This is a genomic window from Pseudarthrobacter phenanthrenivorans, from assembly GCF_000813845.1.
GTDB lineage: Bacteria > Actinomycetota > Actinomycetes > Actinomycetales > Micrococcaceae > Arthrobacter > Arthrobacter phenanthrenivorans_B.
The window spans coordinates 120,159-135,251 of record NZ_JWTB01000007.1; the positions used below are offsets into that span (position 1 = coordinate 120,159).

Below are 15,093 nucleotides of genomic sequence, written 5' to 3' on the forward strand. Positions count from 1 at the left end.
GAGCGGGAGTTGCGGGTCACGCCTTGGCGAGGTTCCGGCTGCGGACCCAGAAGCCCAGGAGCAGGACGGCCGTGACCATCAGGGGCGCGGACCAGAGCAGGAGGCCGTTCTCTCCGGAGGGGTCATACACCTCGGGCCGGGGCCAGGCGAGGTTGACCACCATGACCGCGCCGTAGAGCACTGCGAGGATGTTGACCGGAAGGCCCCACCGGCCCAGGGAGAAGAGGCCCGCGGGCATGGCCTGTCCCACCCGGTTCCAGTCGCCGCGGAGGCGGTTGATGAGCTGCGGGACGGTGACCAGCAGGTAGGCGAGGTAGACCATGACGATGCAGACGCTGCACAGGGTGGTGAACAGGGCGGCGTTGCCGACGTTGATGGCGAGCACGCCCACTGCCAGGGCGCCGATCACGATGGAGGGCCACATGGGGGTGCCGCGGGTGGGGTGGACCGAGGAGAGCAGCGCCGACGCCGGGAGCTTGCCGTCGCGGGCCATGGAGAAGACCAGGCGCGAACCTGCGGTCTGGATGGCCAGGGTGCAGACGAAGATTGCGATGGCCACGTCCACCAGCAGGACCTTGCCCCAGAAGGTGCCCAGGACGGCGGTGAGGACGTAGGGCAGGCCTTCCGTGGCGAGGCGGCCGTCGTCCAGGCTGGGGGCGGCCATCAGGGCGGTGATGATCATCAGCGCGCCGCCGAGGCCGGAGATGAGCAGGGCGGACAGGATGGTGCGGGGGGCGGTGCGGCGCGGGTCCTTGGTTTCTTCGGACAGTTCGCCGGCGGAGTTGAAGCCCACCATGACGTAGGCGGCCATCAGCCCGGAGACCAGGAAGGCCCCTACGGCGCCAAGGTCCGATCCCTGCAGCACAGTGGTGTCAGCAACCACGTCCGGTCCGCGCTGGGCGGCGCTGACGAGCGCCAGGATCACAGCCGCGACTCCCACGATTTCGCAGGTGACGCCTACCGAGTTCACGTGCGCCATCAGCTTCACGCCCAGCGAGTTGATGATGGTGGTGGCCACCAGGAGCACGGCGCCCAGGACCACGGCGTTGGAAGCCCCGGTCACGGTGTTGAGCGCGGGGTCGCCGCCCACCACTTGGAAGCCGTCCCAGAGCTGGGGCAGGACCACCTGCAGGGCGATGGCGGCTGCAGCGGCGGTCACCACCTGCGCGATGGCCATGAACCAGCCGGCGAACCAGCCGACGCCCTCTCCCCCGACGCGGCGCGCCCACTGGTAGACGGCTCCGGAGAGCGGGTAGCGGGCTGCGAGTTCCGCGAAGTTCAGGGCCACCAGCAGCTGTCCCACCAGGACAACTGGCCAGGTCCAAAAGAACGCGGGTCCGGCGAAGGAGTAGCCGAAGGCGAAGAGCTGGAAGATGGTGGTGAGGATGGACACGAAGGAGAAGCCGGCGGCAAAGGATGCGTAGCGGCCGAGCTTGCGGTGGAGGGTGGGCTGGTAGCCCAGGGACGTCAGGTCTGCATCGTCCTGGTGGACGGTGGGGAGGACGGTTGATGTCATCGGGAATCTCCGGGGGTGGAAAGGGATCGTGGGGGCAAAGCCTCCCGGTACCGCAGCGCTCGGCCGAAGCCTGCTGATTACCGGTCAATTGATAGTTTTCCAGCGGGATGTCCCCAAACAGTTTCACCTCTGTAAAAGGCGGATAGACATCTTGTTTCCGGCAGATTTCCGTCCCCTCACCACTGCCAGCGCCGGATTGGGCCGGGTTCGCGCGCGTCGAGGTGGTGCAAGAATGAGGCAGTGACTTACGCCGGACCGGGCCGCCCCCGCCACCAGCAGCCCTCGCGGCCAGGGGCCACCGCCCGCGACGAAATCCTCGATGCCGCGGCTGAGCTCTTCACCACCCAGGGTTTTGCCAGCACGTCCACCCGGTCCATTGCGGACGCCGTGGGAATCCGGCAGTCCTCCCTGTACCACCACTTCAAGACCAAGGACGATATCCTCGAGGACCTGCTGGAGGGGACGGTGTCGGCCGGCCTGACGTTTGCGCGCGCCGTGGCGGCCCTGCCCGCAGGCGATCCGGAAACCGAAGCCCCTGCCGGAAGCCGGCTGCACGCCGTCGCGCTTTACGACGGCACGCAGCTGTGCAGTGCCCGGTGGAACCTTGGCGTCCTGTACCACCTGCCGGAGGTCCGGAGCACCCGCTTTGCCCGTTTCCTCAGCGACCGGCAGGAGCTCAGGGCCCTGTACGGGCAACTGGGCGCGGGCCTGCCGGCCACTTCGGCCGGGGTGGAGGGTCCGGACGGCGGTGACTTCACCTTCCGCCTGGTCGAATCCCTGATCTACCTCCGGGCCGATGGCGCGGTTACCCCAGGTTCGGCCCTGCAGGCCGCGGACGCGGGACTGATCCTCTGCGGACTGGGCCCCGAACTGCCGGCCATCCGCGCCGCCAGTAAGGCGCTGATCGAACGCCTGGCGTAAGATCCGCAACGCCGGGCGCCGGGATGCCCCGCGCAGTTGGCTCGGCTAGGCTCGGAACATGACGCGAGAGAACATCAGGACCCCCGACGGCGGCACTGTGGAGCTCTTCTCCACGGGCGCGGAACTGGCTTCGGCAGGTTCGGGCGTGGTGGTTGTTCCGCCCTCCATGGTGACGGCCGCGGACTACACCAAATTCGCGCAGAAGCTGAGCGCATCACTGGGCCGTCCGGTGCACACCTTCAACCGGCGCGGGCGGGGAGCCTCGTCTCCGCAGCCGGAGGATTACACCCTTGACGTGGATATCCGCGACCTGGACACGGTCATGAAGCACACCTCCAGCACGGACGTCTTTGGCCACAGCTTTGGCGGCGCGGTTGCCCTGCACGCAGCCCGGACCCTCCCGGTGGAGCGGCTGGCCGTCTACGATCCCGCCGTCTCCGTGAACGGCAGCGTCACGGCCACTTGGATCGCCGAGTATGAACGCGCCATTGCTGCCGGCGACGACGACAGGGCCCTCGCCGTCATCCAGCGCGGGCTCGAGGCCGGCGGGACGTTCTCATCACGCATGCCGCTGTCCATGCTGACGCTGGCAAACAAGCTCACCGCGGGCACCACGGAGGGGAAGCAGCAGCGTGAGCTGATGCGGACCGGCGTCCGCGAAATCAAGGCGATTATTGCCGCGGACATGCCGGCCGAGCCGTTCCAGGCTCTGCCGCTGGAAACGCTGATCGTGGTGGGCGAGAAGAGTCCCGCCTACTTCGGCATCGCCTGCGGGCAGATCCACGATGTCCTGTCCGGGTCCAGCTACACCATCCTTCCCGGGTTCGGCCACGACGGCGCCATCAAGGCCCCGGACAAGCTGATCAAGGAACTGAGCGACTTCTTCGCCGGCTGAGTACGGCTCGGGCGGATTGGGCTAATGCCCTGCGCCGTGGCCCGCGGCGCCTTCGGTCTTGCGCATCATCGCGGAGAGGACGACGGCGGCAAAGGCGATCACTGTGGCCGTCATGAAAGCGGCACTCATCCCGGCAACGAGTCCGGACGCGGCACTCACAACGGCGAAGATCGACACCAACAGGGCCGTACCCGCGGCCCCGGCCACCTGCTGCGTGGTGCTCATGATCGCCGACCCGTGCGAGTAAAGGTGCGGAGGCAGCGGGTTCAGCCCCGTGGTGAAGGCCGGGGTGAACAGCAGCGCCAGGCCGAAACTCAGCCCCACGTGCAGGGTGACGATCCACCAGACCGGTGTGCCGGCGTCGAGCATGGAAAACTGCCAGAGGGTGACCACCATGAGGATGGATCCGGACACGGTCAGTGGCAGCGGGCCAACCTTGTCGAAGGCGCGGCCGATGACCGGACCCAGCAGCCCCATGGCCAGGCCACCGGGCAGCAGGGCAAGGCCGGTTTCGAGCGAACCCAGCCCGCGGACCTGCTGGAGGTAGAGCGGCAGCAGGATCACGCCGCCGAACAGGGCCATCATGGCCACCACCATCAGCAGCACCGAGACCGTGAACATCCGGAAGTTGAAGGCCCGCAGGTCCAGCAGCGGCGCTGCAGCCTTCTGCAGCCGGAGCTGGCGGAACACGAACACGGCCAGGGCGGCGACGCCGATGAGCAGGGCTGCAATGGCGCCCGCGCCGGGGCCGGCCTGCCCGCCGTGGCCGCCGCCGATCTGGCTCAGGCCGTACACCAGGCCGCCGAAGGCAGGAACGGTCAGGATGACGGACAGGAAGTCCAGCTTGCCCTTCTCGGCTTCACCCACATTGGTGAGGTACTTGGCGCCGATGGCCAGCGCCGCGAGGGCCACGGGCAGGACGAAGATGAACATGAAGCGCCAGGTGAAGTGCTCCAGGATCAGGCCGGAAACGGTGGGGCCCATGGCCGGCGCAACCGAGATGGCAATGCTGACGTTCCCCATCACGGCGCCGCGCTTGGCCAGCGGCACCAGGGTGAGGATGGTGGTCATCAGCAGCGGCAGCATGATGGCTGTGCCGCCTGCCTGGACGATGCGGGCCAGAAGCAGCACCTCGAAGCCGGGGGCGGCAGCGGCAAGCGCGGTTCCGCCGGCGAAAAGGCCCATGGCCAGCATGAACACAGCCCTGGTGGAGAGCCGTTGGAGGATAAAGCCCGTGGTGGGGATGACTACGGCCATGGTCAGCATGAAGCCGGTGGACAGCCACTGGACGGTGGGGGCGTCCACGCGAAGGTCCACCATGAGCCGCTGCAGGGCGACATTCATGATGGTCTCGTTGAGGATCACCACGAATGTCGCCACCAGCAGCGTGCTGATGATGGTCACTGCCTCCCGGGACATCTTCTCCGGCGCGGAGGACTGGGCTTCGTGTCCGGGCACTTCCCGTCCGGGCGTTTGGACGGATGGGCCGCTGGAGTCGGGCGAGGTCTCGGTAGACATGGGTGTTCCCTCAGGGGTTTTATGAGTGGTGCGCGGTCAGCCGCTGCAGATTCCAACACTCTACCCGCTGGAGTAATTCCTCCACACGGGGATTTCTTAACCCTGGGGGAACATTGGGGGGTTAGGCCGTCTGCCCCGCATGCTGCCCTTCGGAGATCTCCTCCACCAGCTTGTTGTTGAAGGCTGGAAGGTCGTCAGGGTTCCGGCTGGTCACCAGTCCCTGGTCCACCACCACTTCCTGGTCTGTCCAGTTGGCACCGGCGTTCTTCAGGTCGGTTTCGAGGGTGAAGTAGGACGTGACGTTCCGGCCCCGGACCACGCCGGCCTCGATCAGCAGCCACGGTCCGTGGCAAATGGATGCCACCGGCTTGTGCTGTTCAAAAAAGCTGCGGGTGAAGCTCTGGGCGTCCTTGTCGACCCGCAGGTGGTCTGCGTTCACCACGCCGCCCGGAAGTACCAGGGCGTCGAAATCGGAGGCATTGGCATCGGCCACGGTGAGGTCCACGTCGAAGGTGTCGCCCTTCTCCGTGCCGTTATAGCCCTGCAGCTTGCCGCTCTTGGGAGCCACCAGGGTGGGCTCGCCGCCGGCGTCCTTCACGGCCTGCCAGGGGCTGGTGAGCTCCACCTGCTCCACGCCGTCAGTCAGCAGGAATGCCACCTTCTTGCCTGCGATGCTGTGCTCTGACATTTTTCCTCCTCATCCTTGCGGTTGCGCGCTTTTGGCACGCGGGGGTCCCGCTTGAGAGTTGATTGCCTGACCAGTCCAGCCTAGGAAATGGGAAAGTAATAAGCAAGCTGACTATCCACCTTGCGCGCTCTCCCGAGTGCGCCGCGCAAGCTCCTTTGCGCGGCGGGTATTTGGGGTGCGCCGGGGATTTTGCGCCCTGGAATTGCGTACGACGGCGGCAGGCATCTTGCGCGGCCGAGGCACCTTCTTGGACGGCCGGTGGCGTTTGGACGTGACGGCTGGGCCTCCGGCGGCTCCCGACCGGTGGCCAGTGACCGGCGATGCCACGTCAGAATGTCAGTGGGTCGCTGGATGATATGGGTATCGGAATCGGGACACGCGGGGCAGCGGTTGTGGAGGGACTTGAATCCTCCATGGCTGCCTTCCGCAGGCTGGTTCAGGAAGACACCGCCCTTGCCTCAGGTGCCTGCGTTGGCACTGAGGTGGACGTGCTGCAGCGGCGGTATGAGCTGTGCCTGGAAGGGTTGGAGCTGACAGCCCGGCTGGAGGCGCGGCTGGCGGCGCTAAAGTCCCGGCAGGCTGTCCAGGCCGTCGAGTTTCAGCAGGCCATGACTCCGCCGGACGCGTCCGTGCAGGACCGCCTTTATGCCGAGATGTCTACTGTGGAGGAGATCGCCGGGGTCCTGACAGTGAGCTCTGAGGCCGCGGGGGCGTTGGTGGAGCAGTCCCGGCGGGTCTGCTCCCTGCCGCCGGTGTTCGAGGCGTTGTCCGCCGGGGCGATGTCCTGGCAGCACGCGAAGATTATTGCTGACGAAACGGAGGGGCTCACTCCTGAGGGCGCGGTGAAGTTGGTGGCGCATTTCTTCGATCCCGAGGGTCCCAACCTCCCCCGCGGCGCTGGCCCCGGTGAACTTGTCCCGTCACGGTTCAGGGCCAAAGTCCGTGCCTGGCGCGAACGCCACCACCCCGAGTCGATCGAGAAGCGCCACGCCAAAGGGTTCAAGGATCGGCGGATGGACTACACCCCGGACCGGGACGGCATGGCCTGGGTTTCAGGCTACCTCCCCGGCGACACCGCCTGCGCCTTCTGGAACCGGAGCACCGCCACCGCCCGCGGACTCCAGGGACCCGACGAACCCCGTACCCTCACCCAACTCCGCCCGGACATCGCCGCGTCATTGCTCCTTGGCGCCACCCTGCATCCCACTACCGCGGACACTGCCCGTGCCGCCAGCAGCGGAAATCCAGGAGCGGCAGGCGAAACCAACACCACAGTCGGCAAGGTCCCCGCTCCACGGGCCGACGTCCTGGTCACCGTGCCGGTATTCTCCCTCCTCGGCCTCACCGACGAACCCCCCGAACTCGACGGCTTCGGGCCCATCCCGGCATCGATGGCACGGAAACTGGTCGCGGACGGCGCCGAATCGTTCTACCGGGTCCTGATCGACCCCAGGGACGGGGCGCCGCTGGAGATCGGCCGCAAGAACTACCGGCTTACCGAGACCATCAAGCGCTGGATCAGGATGCGCGATGGCAAATGCACCTTCCCCGGCTGCACCAACCGCACTCCCGACAACGACACCGACCACCTGCAAGCCTGGGACCGCGGCGGCAGTACTGAGGTCAGCAATCTGGCCCAGCTCTGCCCCAAGCACCACCGACTCAAACACGCGCGCCCCTGGATTCCCGAGCCGGCAACCAAGAACGGGGCACCCGGCTGGACCTCGCCAACAGGACGGCACTACAAAGCCGAACACCCCGACCCCGAACCGCCACACTGGCCACCAGGCATCCTGCCGGGAGAACGAAGCCTGCTCGAAGAAGTTCTACTGCAGCGCCTGGCTGCCTAGCGCCTGCGCAACAACACCCTCCAACAGCACATTGTGCTGCTACCTGGCCGACGTCCTGCTACTTGGCCGACGTCCTGTTACCTGCCGGGCGTCCTGCTAGCTGCCCGGCCTCCTGCTGCGTGCAGGTGTTCCCGCTGCGGCCGACGCCGCGACGGGCCGTAGTGCTAACCCCTGTGGTGCTCAATCAAGCAGCCCGCCATCTGCTGTGCACGCTGGGCCGCCTGCAGGTCCCCCTCGGTGGCCGCAATGATGGAGCCCTTCATCAGAATGTGCCAGGACCGCGCGAAGTCCTCCGCCCGGGACAATCCGGCTTCTTCCGCCAGCCCCTGGACGTGCCCACGCATCTTCGCCAGGTAGTCCTTGCTGGCTTGGCCCAAGGGGTGCGCAGGCCCCATTTCGAGCAGGACGTTGATGAAGGCACTGCCCTCGAAATCGTCCCGACGGAACCACTCGGCAAAGACATCGAAAATTGCCAGCAGTTGCTCCACGGGCGTGCTGCCCCGCTGGCGCGCCTTGGAGATGATGCTGTCAACGGTCCACTGTTTATCGCGCTGTTCCAGGAACGCCAGCACCAGGGAATCCTTGGACGGGAAATGGCGGTAGAAGGTGGCTTTCGCAACGCCGGAACGTTCAATGAGTTCGTTTACGCCAACGTCCCGAATCCCCCGCCGCGAAAACAATTCGTAGGCCACCGACAGGATCCGCTCCTCCGGGTCCAGGCGGCTGGAGGAAGAAGCTGGCGCCGACGGCTGGAGAGACGCTTGCGCGGAGCCTACGTCCGGCTTCATACCGGACCCCGGATTCATCACATCCATAGGCTAATTCTGGCACGAGACAGACTTGTCTTTCTCCCTGTAGTGTGTTGGCTACGTGCAGTGCATTCGAACGCCGCACCGGCAACGTCGCCGGTGCGCATTGATGCAAGGAGGCCACTATGACAGCAGAGCAGCTCGCCCCCGTGCCCCCAGATCCGGAGCCATGGCTTCCCCGTGACACGCCCGCGGAGATCCGGCAGTTCGCCATTGAGTCCCTCCGGTGGCAGGCGCAGGAAATCATCGATGAACTGCTTTCCAGCACAGACCCCGCCGATGAGCTGGCCAAGGCCCGCCTCCGGCGCTTCGTGGCACGGAATCCGGGGCGGCCGGAAAAGGCACTCCTGGAACAGTTCATGGCCAGCGAGGACGGACCGGCCCTCTAACCGGCCGTAAATAGGCCGGGTCAGGATTGCAAAGGTCAGGCTGGAACAGGGTCAGGGGCAGGAACAGGGGCGGGGCTCAGGAATTCAGCGGCATATTGTCGATCAGCCGGACCGGACCAACCCTGGCCGCGATCAGGGCCAGCGCTTCGCCGCGGAAGGGAGTCTCGCGGCAGTTCTCGGCCAGGGGCTCCAGGGTCCCCGGGTCCACTACCTCGAAATAATCGAGTTCCACCAGGGGCTGGGACTCCACCAGGGCCAGCGCCGAATCAAGGTCCAGCGGCTCATGGGCATTCGCCCGCTCCTCCAGCAGCCGCAGGGCCCTGGACAAGACCAGCGCGGCGTCCCTCTCGTCGTCGGACAGGAACCGGTTGCGGCTGGAAAGTGCCAGACCGTCAGCTGCCCGGACGGTTGGCACGCCAACGATCTCCACCGGGAAGTCCAGGTCGGCAACCATGCGCCGGACCAGGGCCAACTGCTGGGCGTCCTTTTGCCCAAAGTAGGCGCGGTAGGCCGGCAGGCTGCCGTTGACGGCATCGCCGCCGGAGCCAGCGGGAAGACCCGCCGCAGGCATCCCGTAGTGCAGCAGCTTGGCCACGACGGTGAGTGCGCCGTCGAAGTGTCCGGGCCGCGAGGCGCCCTCCCACTTCTCCCCCAGCCGGCCGGAGGTAACGCGCACCAAGGGCTCACCGCCGGGGTAGACCTCCTCCACGGAAGGCGCGAACGCCAGGTCCACGCCCTGCTCCTCCAGCAGCGCGAGGTCAGCCTCAAGCGTCCGCGGATAGCGGTCCAGGTCTGCAGCGTCGCCGAACTGGAGGGGGTTGACGAAGATGCTGGCCACCACCACGTCGTTCTGCCCGACGGCGGTCCGGGCCAGGGCGGCGTGGCCCTCGTGCAGTGCGCCCATGGTGGGCACCAGCCCCTGGGAAGCGCCTCCCTTGGCGGTCAGCAGCCTGGCGCTTTCGGCTTTCAGGCCGGCCACTGTGGTGACGAGTTGTATGGACACTCAGTCCTCCTTTTGGTCAAGGGCGTCGTTCAGCCCCTTCAGCTGGTCAGGTTTCAGCAGTCCGCGTCCTTCGGCCCGAAGCGCCGTCGCCCGTGCCATCGCAAGGTAGGCCGCCAGGATGTCGCCGTGACCGCCGCCGTCGAACTCCCGCAACGCCTCGGCGTGGGCACGCACCGTACCCACATCCCCGCGGGCCACTGGTCCGGTGAGTGCCGATTCCCCGGACGCCAGGGCATTCTCCAGCGTGGCCCGCAGGAGCGGACCCAGCATGCGTTCGGGCGATTCCACGCCGACGTCACGCAACAGTTCCGAGGCCTGCGCCACCAGGGTGACCAGGTGGTTGGACCCGTGCGCCAGGGCTGCGTGGTAGAGCGTCCGGTCCGCCTCCGCGATGGCAACTGGCTCGGCCCCCATCTCCACCACCAGCGCCTGCGCGATGGGCAGCATGGCGGCATCCGCCGTCACCCCGAAAGTGCAGTCCAGCAGCCGGGTGAGGTCCAGGCTCATGCCCGTGAACGTCATGGCCGGATGCAGTGCCAGCGGGATGGCGCCGGCGGCACGGACCGGATGCAGTACTCCGACGCCGAAGCGGCCCGAGGTGTGCGCCACGAGCTGGCCCGGCTGCCAGGCGCCAAGCTTCGCCAGTCCCTCCACCAGGTCCGGCAGGGCGTCGTCCGGGACGGCGAGCAGCACCAGCTCGGCCCGCTCCACGATGTCCTGCACCTCAAGGACCGGCACGCCGGGCAACAATGCTTCGGCCCGTTCCCGGCTCGCGTCGGACACCGCCGAGACCCCGATGACGGCGTGTTCGGCCGCACGCAGGGCAGCGCCAAGCACGGCCCCCACCTTGCCGGCACCGATGATTCCGACGCCGAGGCGTCCTGGCTTAGCCATGCTGCTGGCCTTCCTGTTGGGGACGGGGGCGCGCTTCTCCGGCGGCCGCCTCCGGCAGCGTCGCCGCAACCACCGTCGCGCCGGGTACGGGGTCGGGTGCGTCTGCCGGGATAACCTGCCGCAACCATTGTTCGGTGGTTTGCCTCTTCCGTGCCAGCCGGGCGCGGGCCGACTGCTCATTGAAGAGTTGCCTGGCCTCGTCCAGGCCGGCCTGGATCAGCCTCGGCGCAACGGGACCGGCGGTGGTGTGCAGGACCAGGTCGGCAACGCGGAACCGGCGGGCCAGCGGGCCCTGATGGAGCGCCATCGACTGCGTCCGCTGGTGCGGCACCACCACAAGGTGCCGCCACCAGCGGCCCGAGCGGATCAGCAAGGCGGTGCCGGTAGCCGCAAAGCCGTTCCGCCGCCAGGCCAGGGGTGCAAGAATCCGGGCCCGGCGCGGCGTGGTGACGAAGCCGCCGTCGGAATCCCTGCCTGTAAGCCCCGCGGCGAAAACGGCTGCGGGCGCGTCCGTCCCGGGGTCCGGGAGCACCAGCGACAGCATGGCGAGGACGTCGGCGAACGTGCCCACCGGCAGGAGGATGGTCCTGGTGTTCCCTTCGACGGCATTGCCGGAAGCCCCGTAGCCGGCGACATTGACCTGCATCCGGTACCAGCCGAGCGGACGCCACAATGGCGGCTGGGAAACCTTCACCACCTGGATCCGGCCGGGCGGCAGGGTCTGCGCCTGCGTGTCCAGCAGGCCGTACCGCAGCCGGATCCCGTCGGGCGAGATGGCTGCGGTGAAGTTGTAGCCCTTGTTGAAGAAGTTCCAGTAACCGGCGGCGAGGCCCAGGGCGGCCGGCACCAGGTAGAAATAGAAGGCTCGGTTGTCAGTCACGGCGGACAGGACCACCGAAGCGGCGCCGCCCACCACGATGAAGAAGCTTTGCTCACTCAACAGCAGCGATCCGATAAGGCGCGACGGCGGCACGGCAAGTACGGTGGCTTCGGGCGCCTCGGGTGCAGGCAGGAAAGGGTGCTCCCCCGGGTGCAGCGCCCCGGAAGCTGTTCCGCCGACGGTCACGGCGCCGGCGACGGGCCCGCCCGGAGCGTGGCCAGGTGCGGGACCAGGGGCGGCCGCCCCTGCCCCGGAGGCTTGGGCCAGGATGGTGGCGCGCAGCTGCCTGGCGTCCCCGATCTTGAGGTAGGCCAGGCGCACTGCGGACTCGCCGGCGTCGGCCACCTCGAACCGGAGCTCGGCCAGGCCAAAGATCCGGGCCAGCAGCGGCTGGACGATGTCGATCGCCTGCACCCGGTCCAGGCGTGCCTGCCGGTGCTGGCGGAAGAGGAAGCCGGAGTTCACCCGGACGTAGCCGCCGGATACCTGGTACTTGGTGAAGTACCAGGTGAGGACGAAGCCGAGCACGGCCACGGCCAGCACCAGCGCTCCGCCGCCCAGGAGCCACGGCGCGCGACGGGCGAAGCCGTTTTCGAACACTGCCTGTCCCTGCAGCATCCGCTCAAAGAGGTCCCGGCCAAAGAAGAACGTGATCGCGGCCAGGGCAAACCAGCCCCTGACAAAAGGTGACGCCGGATGAACGCGCCGCCAGTCGCCGTCGGACGTGCCGGTGCTGTCCGGGACTGGGAAAGGAGGTGCGGAGGCGGGCGGAACGGGTGGCTGCCCGGGCAGGTGGCCGTCAGCCGTCACAGCCCTGCCAGCCTGGCTTCGCCGCGTGCGGCCAACTGTTCGCGCAGCCGCGCGCCCTCCGCTGCGGGGAGGCCGGGGATGCGGGCGTTGGTGCCGGGGGACGCCGTGTGCAGCTTGACGCTGCACAGGCCCAGGGCCCGTTCCACGGGTCCGACGGCGATGTCCACGTACTGCATCCGGCCGTAGGGCACGGCCATGGTGCGCTGGAAGAAGATGCCGCTCCTGACCAGCAGGTCGTCGTCGCGCTCGGCATAGCCGATGGCCCGGACCTGGCGTGGGATGAGGACCAGCCGCCACAAAGCCAGCAGCAGCGCGATGGCGGGAACGGTGACGGCCAGCCACAGCGGCGGCCACCGCCACCAGCCCAGGAGGACCATCACCAGCGGCGCGGACAGGACCAGGACGGTAACCAGGTTGGCAACGGCCCATTCCACCAGCCGGACCGTGACATATTTCGGTGACACCCGCTGCCAGTCGATACCCGGCGGGTCAGTCGCCTCGGTATGCATACTCGCCTTCCCCTGCGGCCTCGCCGCGGGCAGGCCGGCCCTTCCCGTCGAGGCCCTTGGTGTCGCCGTCTTCCGGGGGAATTTTGCAGAAACGCTCCACCAGGAGCCCCACCACGATCATCACCAGGCCGCCACCGGCCATGGCAAGGGCCAGCCAGGTGATGCCTTGGTCGCTGCGCAGGCTCCAGATCCGCAGCTGGTCCAGGAAGATGCCCACGTGCCACCCCAGCAGAACCGTTCCGGCATACGCGCAGGCCTGGGCCAGGACCAGTGTCCGGGCGGCCAGCAATGGATCCAGCTGCGTCTTCTGCGCCTTGCTGTTCGGCTGGTGGCTGTTCCGCCACCGGAGGACCCGGATCCCCAGGATCAGGGTGATGATGACGATCACGCCCATGGTGGCCAGCGCGGTCGCAGGCAGGACCGGCGTGGCCATGCTGTAGCGGCTGGTGACCACCGTGGCTGACCAGCCCGCGACGGCAAGAATGATGCAGACCAGGAGCAGGCGCAGCGGGCTGATGGGCTTCATCGTTCCTCCACCGCTCCCGCCGTCGGCATGCCGTCAAAGTCACCGAAGCCGTCGAACGGCGCGAGGTCGGCGAAGTCCTCTGCCTTCACGGCGAGGGCGCCGATTCGCTGACCGTCCAGGGTGGCGGCGGGTTCGATGAGCGACCAGGGGTAGAGCACGAACGCCCGGGACGCCGCCCGCGGATGCGGGATGGTCAGGGCGGGGTCGTCGCTGTGCAGGTCACCGTAGGTGATGATGTCGACGTCGAGTGTCCTCGGACCCCAGCGGACCTCGCGGACGCGGAGGTGCTTGTTTTCCACCGCCTGGCAGTGGGCCAGCAGCTCCTGCGGGGACAGGCTGGTTTCCACCGTGATGACCATGTTGAGGAAGTCCGGCTGCCCGGCAGGGCCGCCTACGGCCTTCGTCTGGACGATGGGCGAGACGGCGAGGAGCCGCACCTCGGGCGGATCCACCAGGTCTGCGACGGCCTCCGTCAGGGTTTCGTTGCGTTCTCCGAGGTTGCTGCCCAGGGCGAGCACGGCCTTGGTGTAGACGCCGTTCATGCCTGGGCTCCGGCCGGCGCAGGATCGGCTGCCTTCCGTTCCCGGTGGACGCTGACGGCCACGTCGCCGAACGGGACTTCGATGGGGGCCTGCGGTTTGTGGACGGTGATGTCCACGGCCTGCAGCCTGAATTCGGCCAGGAGGCTGTCGGCGATCCGCACTGCCAACGCCTCGATGAGGTTCAGGGGTTCTCCGGAAATCCATTCAGTAATACGCTGCGCCACCTCGCCGTAATGCGCGGTGTCCCGGACGTCGTCGGACTGCGCCGCTTCGGTGAAGTCGAGATACAGCACCGCGTCCACCACGAAGGGCTGGCCATCCCGGCGTTCGAAATCGAGAACACCGTGGTGACCCACTGCGGTCACTCCGGTCAGCGTAATCCTGTCCATGGGTCCCCCGGCCCTATTGCGTCTTGGGTACGGCTTGTTGCGCGGGTCCGGCAGCCATGCGCGCAGCCACTTTGACGGCGTCAAGGCTGGGCCCGACGTCGTGCACGCGCACTGCCCAGGCGCCGCGGTAGGCGCTGATGGCGGTGATGGCCGCGGTGGCACCATCCCGCTCTTCCGGCGCGGCGGACTTGCCGGCCACCGTAAGCAGGGTGCCCAGGAAGCGCTTCCGCGAGGCACCCACCAGAACCTTGTGGCCCAGGCTGTCCAGCTGGTCCAGGTTCTGCAGCAGTTCCCAGTTCTGGGCGTCATTCTTGGCGAACCCCAGGCCCGGATCAATGATGATCTGCTCCTGGCTGACGCCGGCGGCGTAGAGCTTGTCCCGCACTCCTGCCAGCTCGGACACCACTTCCCCGGCAACGTCCGTGTATTCGGCGAGCGAGTTCATGGTCCGGGCGTCCCCGCGGCGGTGGGTGAGGACGTAGGGCACCTTGGAGGCCGCCACGAATTCGGCCATTTCGGGCTCGATGCTGAGGCCGGAGATGTCGTTGATGATGGCGGCGCCGGCCTTGACGGCCGCTTCCGCCGTGGAGGCGTGCGTGGTGTCGATGCTGACCAAGGCGCCGGCCTTCACCAGGGCTTCAACCACGGGCAGGACGCGGCGCTGTTCTTCGTCGGGGGTGACGTCATCGGCGCCGGGCCGGGTGGACTCGCCCCCGACGTCGATGATGTCCGCACCGGCGTAGAACATCCGCAGGCCGGCGGCGATCGCGGTGTCCGCGGTGGGGTGCTTCCCGCCGTCGCTGAAGGAGTCAGGGGTGACGTTCAGGACTCCCATGACCAGGGTGCGGCCGGTGGGGAGGTCTTCGAAGCGCGCCGCCGGGCGGGGCTTGCGCAGGATGGGCAGCGGGGAGGTTGCGGGCCCCGTTCCCGGGGCTGCAGCGAGTGAATCCATGG

Annotated in this window: 16 protein-coding genes; 4 read left to right on the plus strand and 12 right to left on the minus strand. The window is 67.7% G+C overall.

Going from position 1 to position 15,093, the window contains the following annotated elements:
* Positions 1 to 16: 16 nt before the first annotated feature.
* Positions 17 to 1,516 (minus strand): amino acid permease, encoded by a 1,500-nt coding sequence (locus RM50_RS03620; protein ID WP_043450060.1) that lies wholly within the window; start codon positions 1,514 to 1,516, stop codon positions 17 to 19.
* 240 nt (positions 1,517 to 1,756) lie between these two features.
* Between RM50_RS03620 and RM50_RS03625 the strand changes: the two genes are divergently transcribed.
* Both RM50_RS03625 and RM50_RS03630 read left to right on the plus strand, forming a co-directional pair.
* Positions 1,757 to 2,437 carry a TetR/AcrR family transcriptional regulator gene (locus tag RM50_RS03625; RefSeq protein ID WP_043450062.1) on the plus strand — a complete coding sequence of 227 codons (681 nt, stop codon included), beginning with the start codon at positions 1,757 to 1,759 and terminating at the stop codon, positions 2,435 to 2,437.
* Positions 2,438 to 2,495: 58 nt separating this feature from the next.
* On the plus strand, positions 2,496 to 3,332 hold the full coding sequence (locus RM50_RS03630; RefSeq protein WP_043450064.1) for an alpha/beta fold hydrolase: 837 nt from the start codon (positions 2,496 to 2,498) through the stop codon (positions 3,330 to 3,332).
* Between the two features lie 21 nt (positions 3,333 to 3,353).
* Here the strand turns inward: RM50_RS03630 and RM50_RS03635 are convergent, their stop codons facing one another.
* Positions 3,354 to 4,850 carry a DHA2 family efflux MFS transporter permease subunit gene (locus tag RM50_RS03635; protein WP_043450066.1) on the minus strand — a complete coding sequence of 499 codons (1,497 nt, stop codon included), beginning with the start codon at positions 4,848 to 4,850 and terminating at the stop codon, positions 3,354 to 3,356.
* Positions 4,851 to 4,971: 121 nt separating this feature from the next.
* Positions 4,972 to 5,538, minus strand: coding sequence for a type 1 glutamine amidotransferase domain-containing protein (locus RM50_RS03640; protein ID WP_043450068.1), 567 nt, complete (start codon positions 5,536 to 5,538; stop codon positions 4,972 to 4,974).
* 356 nt (positions 5,539 to 5,894) lie between these two features.
* Here RM50_RS03640 and RM50_RS03645 point away from each other — a divergent pair, with 356 nt between their 5' ends.
* On the plus strand, positions 5,895 to 7,388 hold the full coding sequence (locus RM50_RS03645; RefSeq protein ID WP_082006958.1) for an HNH endonuclease signature motif containing protein: 1,494 nt from the start codon (positions 5,895 to 5,897) through the stop codon (positions 7,386 to 7,388).
* A 164-nt stretch (positions 7,389 to 7,552) separates the two neighbouring features.
* Here the strand turns inward: RM50_RS03645 and RM50_RS03650 are convergent, their stop codons facing one another.
* The gene (locus tag RM50_RS03650) at positions 7,553 to 8,194 is read right to left on the minus strand and encodes a TetR/AcrR family transcriptional regulator (RefSeq protein WP_240471860.1); all 642 of its coding nucleotides are present in this window, start codon (positions 8,192 to 8,194) and stop codon (positions 7,553 to 7,555) included.
* 128 nt (positions 8,195 to 8,322) lie between these two features.
* Between RM50_RS03650 and RM50_RS03655 the strand changes: the two genes are divergently transcribed.
* Positions 8,323 to 8,586, plus strand: a complete 264-nt coding sequence (locus tag RM50_RS03655) for a hypothetical protein (RefSeq protein ID WP_043450071.1) — start codon at positions 8,323 to 8,325, stop codon at positions 8,584 to 8,586.
* 76 nt (positions 8,587 to 8,662) lie between these two features.
* Here the strand turns inward: RM50_RS03655 and RM50_RS03660 are convergent, their stop codons facing one another.
* The 8 genes from RM50_RS03660 to folP are packed head-to-tail and all read right to left on the minus strand — an operon-like array spanning position 8,663 to position 15,091.
* Positions 8,663 to 9,589, minus strand: a complete 927-nt coding sequence (locus RM50_RS03660; protein WP_043450073.1) for a 4-phosphopantoate--beta-alanine ligase — start codon at positions 9,587 to 9,589, stop codon at positions 8,663 to 8,665.
* The gene (locus tag RM50_RS03665) at positions 9,590 to 10,483 is read right to left on the minus strand and encodes a Rossmann-like and DUF2520 domain-containing protein (protein ID WP_043450076.1); all 894 of its coding nucleotides are present in this window, start codon (positions 10,481 to 10,483) and stop codon (positions 9,590 to 9,592) included.
* On the minus strand, positions 10,476 to 12,173 hold the full coding sequence (locus RM50_RS03670; RefSeq protein ID WP_043450079.1) for a PH domain-containing protein: 1,698 nt from the start codon (positions 12,171 to 12,173) through the stop codon (positions 10,476 to 10,478). Before RM50_RS03670 ends, RM50_RS03665 begins: the two co-directional genes overlap by 8 nt.
* On the minus strand, positions 12,170 to 12,682 hold the full coding sequence (locus RM50_RS03675) for a PH domain-containing protein (RefSeq protein WP_043450083.1): 513 nt from the start codon (positions 12,680 to 12,682) through the stop codon (positions 12,170 to 12,172). The genes RM50_RS03670 and RM50_RS03675 overlap by 4 nt, the downstream gene beginning before the upstream one ends.
* Complete coding sequence (locus tag RM50_RS03680; protein ID WP_043450087.1) at positions 12,663 to 13,208, minus strand: DUF3180 domain-containing protein; 546 nt, start codon at positions 13,206 to 13,208, stop codon at positions 12,663 to 12,665. Before RM50_RS03680 ends, RM50_RS03675 begins: the two co-directional genes overlap by 20 nt.
* On the minus strand, positions 13,205 to 13,750 hold the full coding sequence (gene folK / locus RM50_RS03685) for a 2-amino-4-hydroxy-6-hydroxymethyldihydropteridine diphosphokinase (protein WP_043450089.1): 546 nt from the start codon (positions 13,748 to 13,750) through the stop codon (positions 13,205 to 13,207). The genes RM50_RS03680 and folK overlap by 4 nt, the downstream gene beginning before the upstream one ends.
* The gene (gene folB, locus RM50_RS03690; protein WP_043450091.1) at positions 13,747 to 14,139 is read right to left on the minus strand and encodes a dihydroneopterin aldolase; all 393 of its coding nucleotides are present in this window, start codon (positions 14,137 to 14,139) and stop codon (positions 13,747 to 13,749) included. Before folB ends, folK begins: the two co-directional genes overlap by 4 nt.
* Before the next feature lie 13 nt (positions 14,140 to 14,152).
* A complete protein-coding gene (folP, locus tag RM50_RS03695; RefSeq protein ID WP_043450093.1) occupies positions 14,153 to 15,091 on the minus strand; it encodes a dihydropteroate synthase in 939 nt (312 codons plus the stop codon).
* Positions 15,092 to 15,093: the final 2 nt, after the last annotated feature.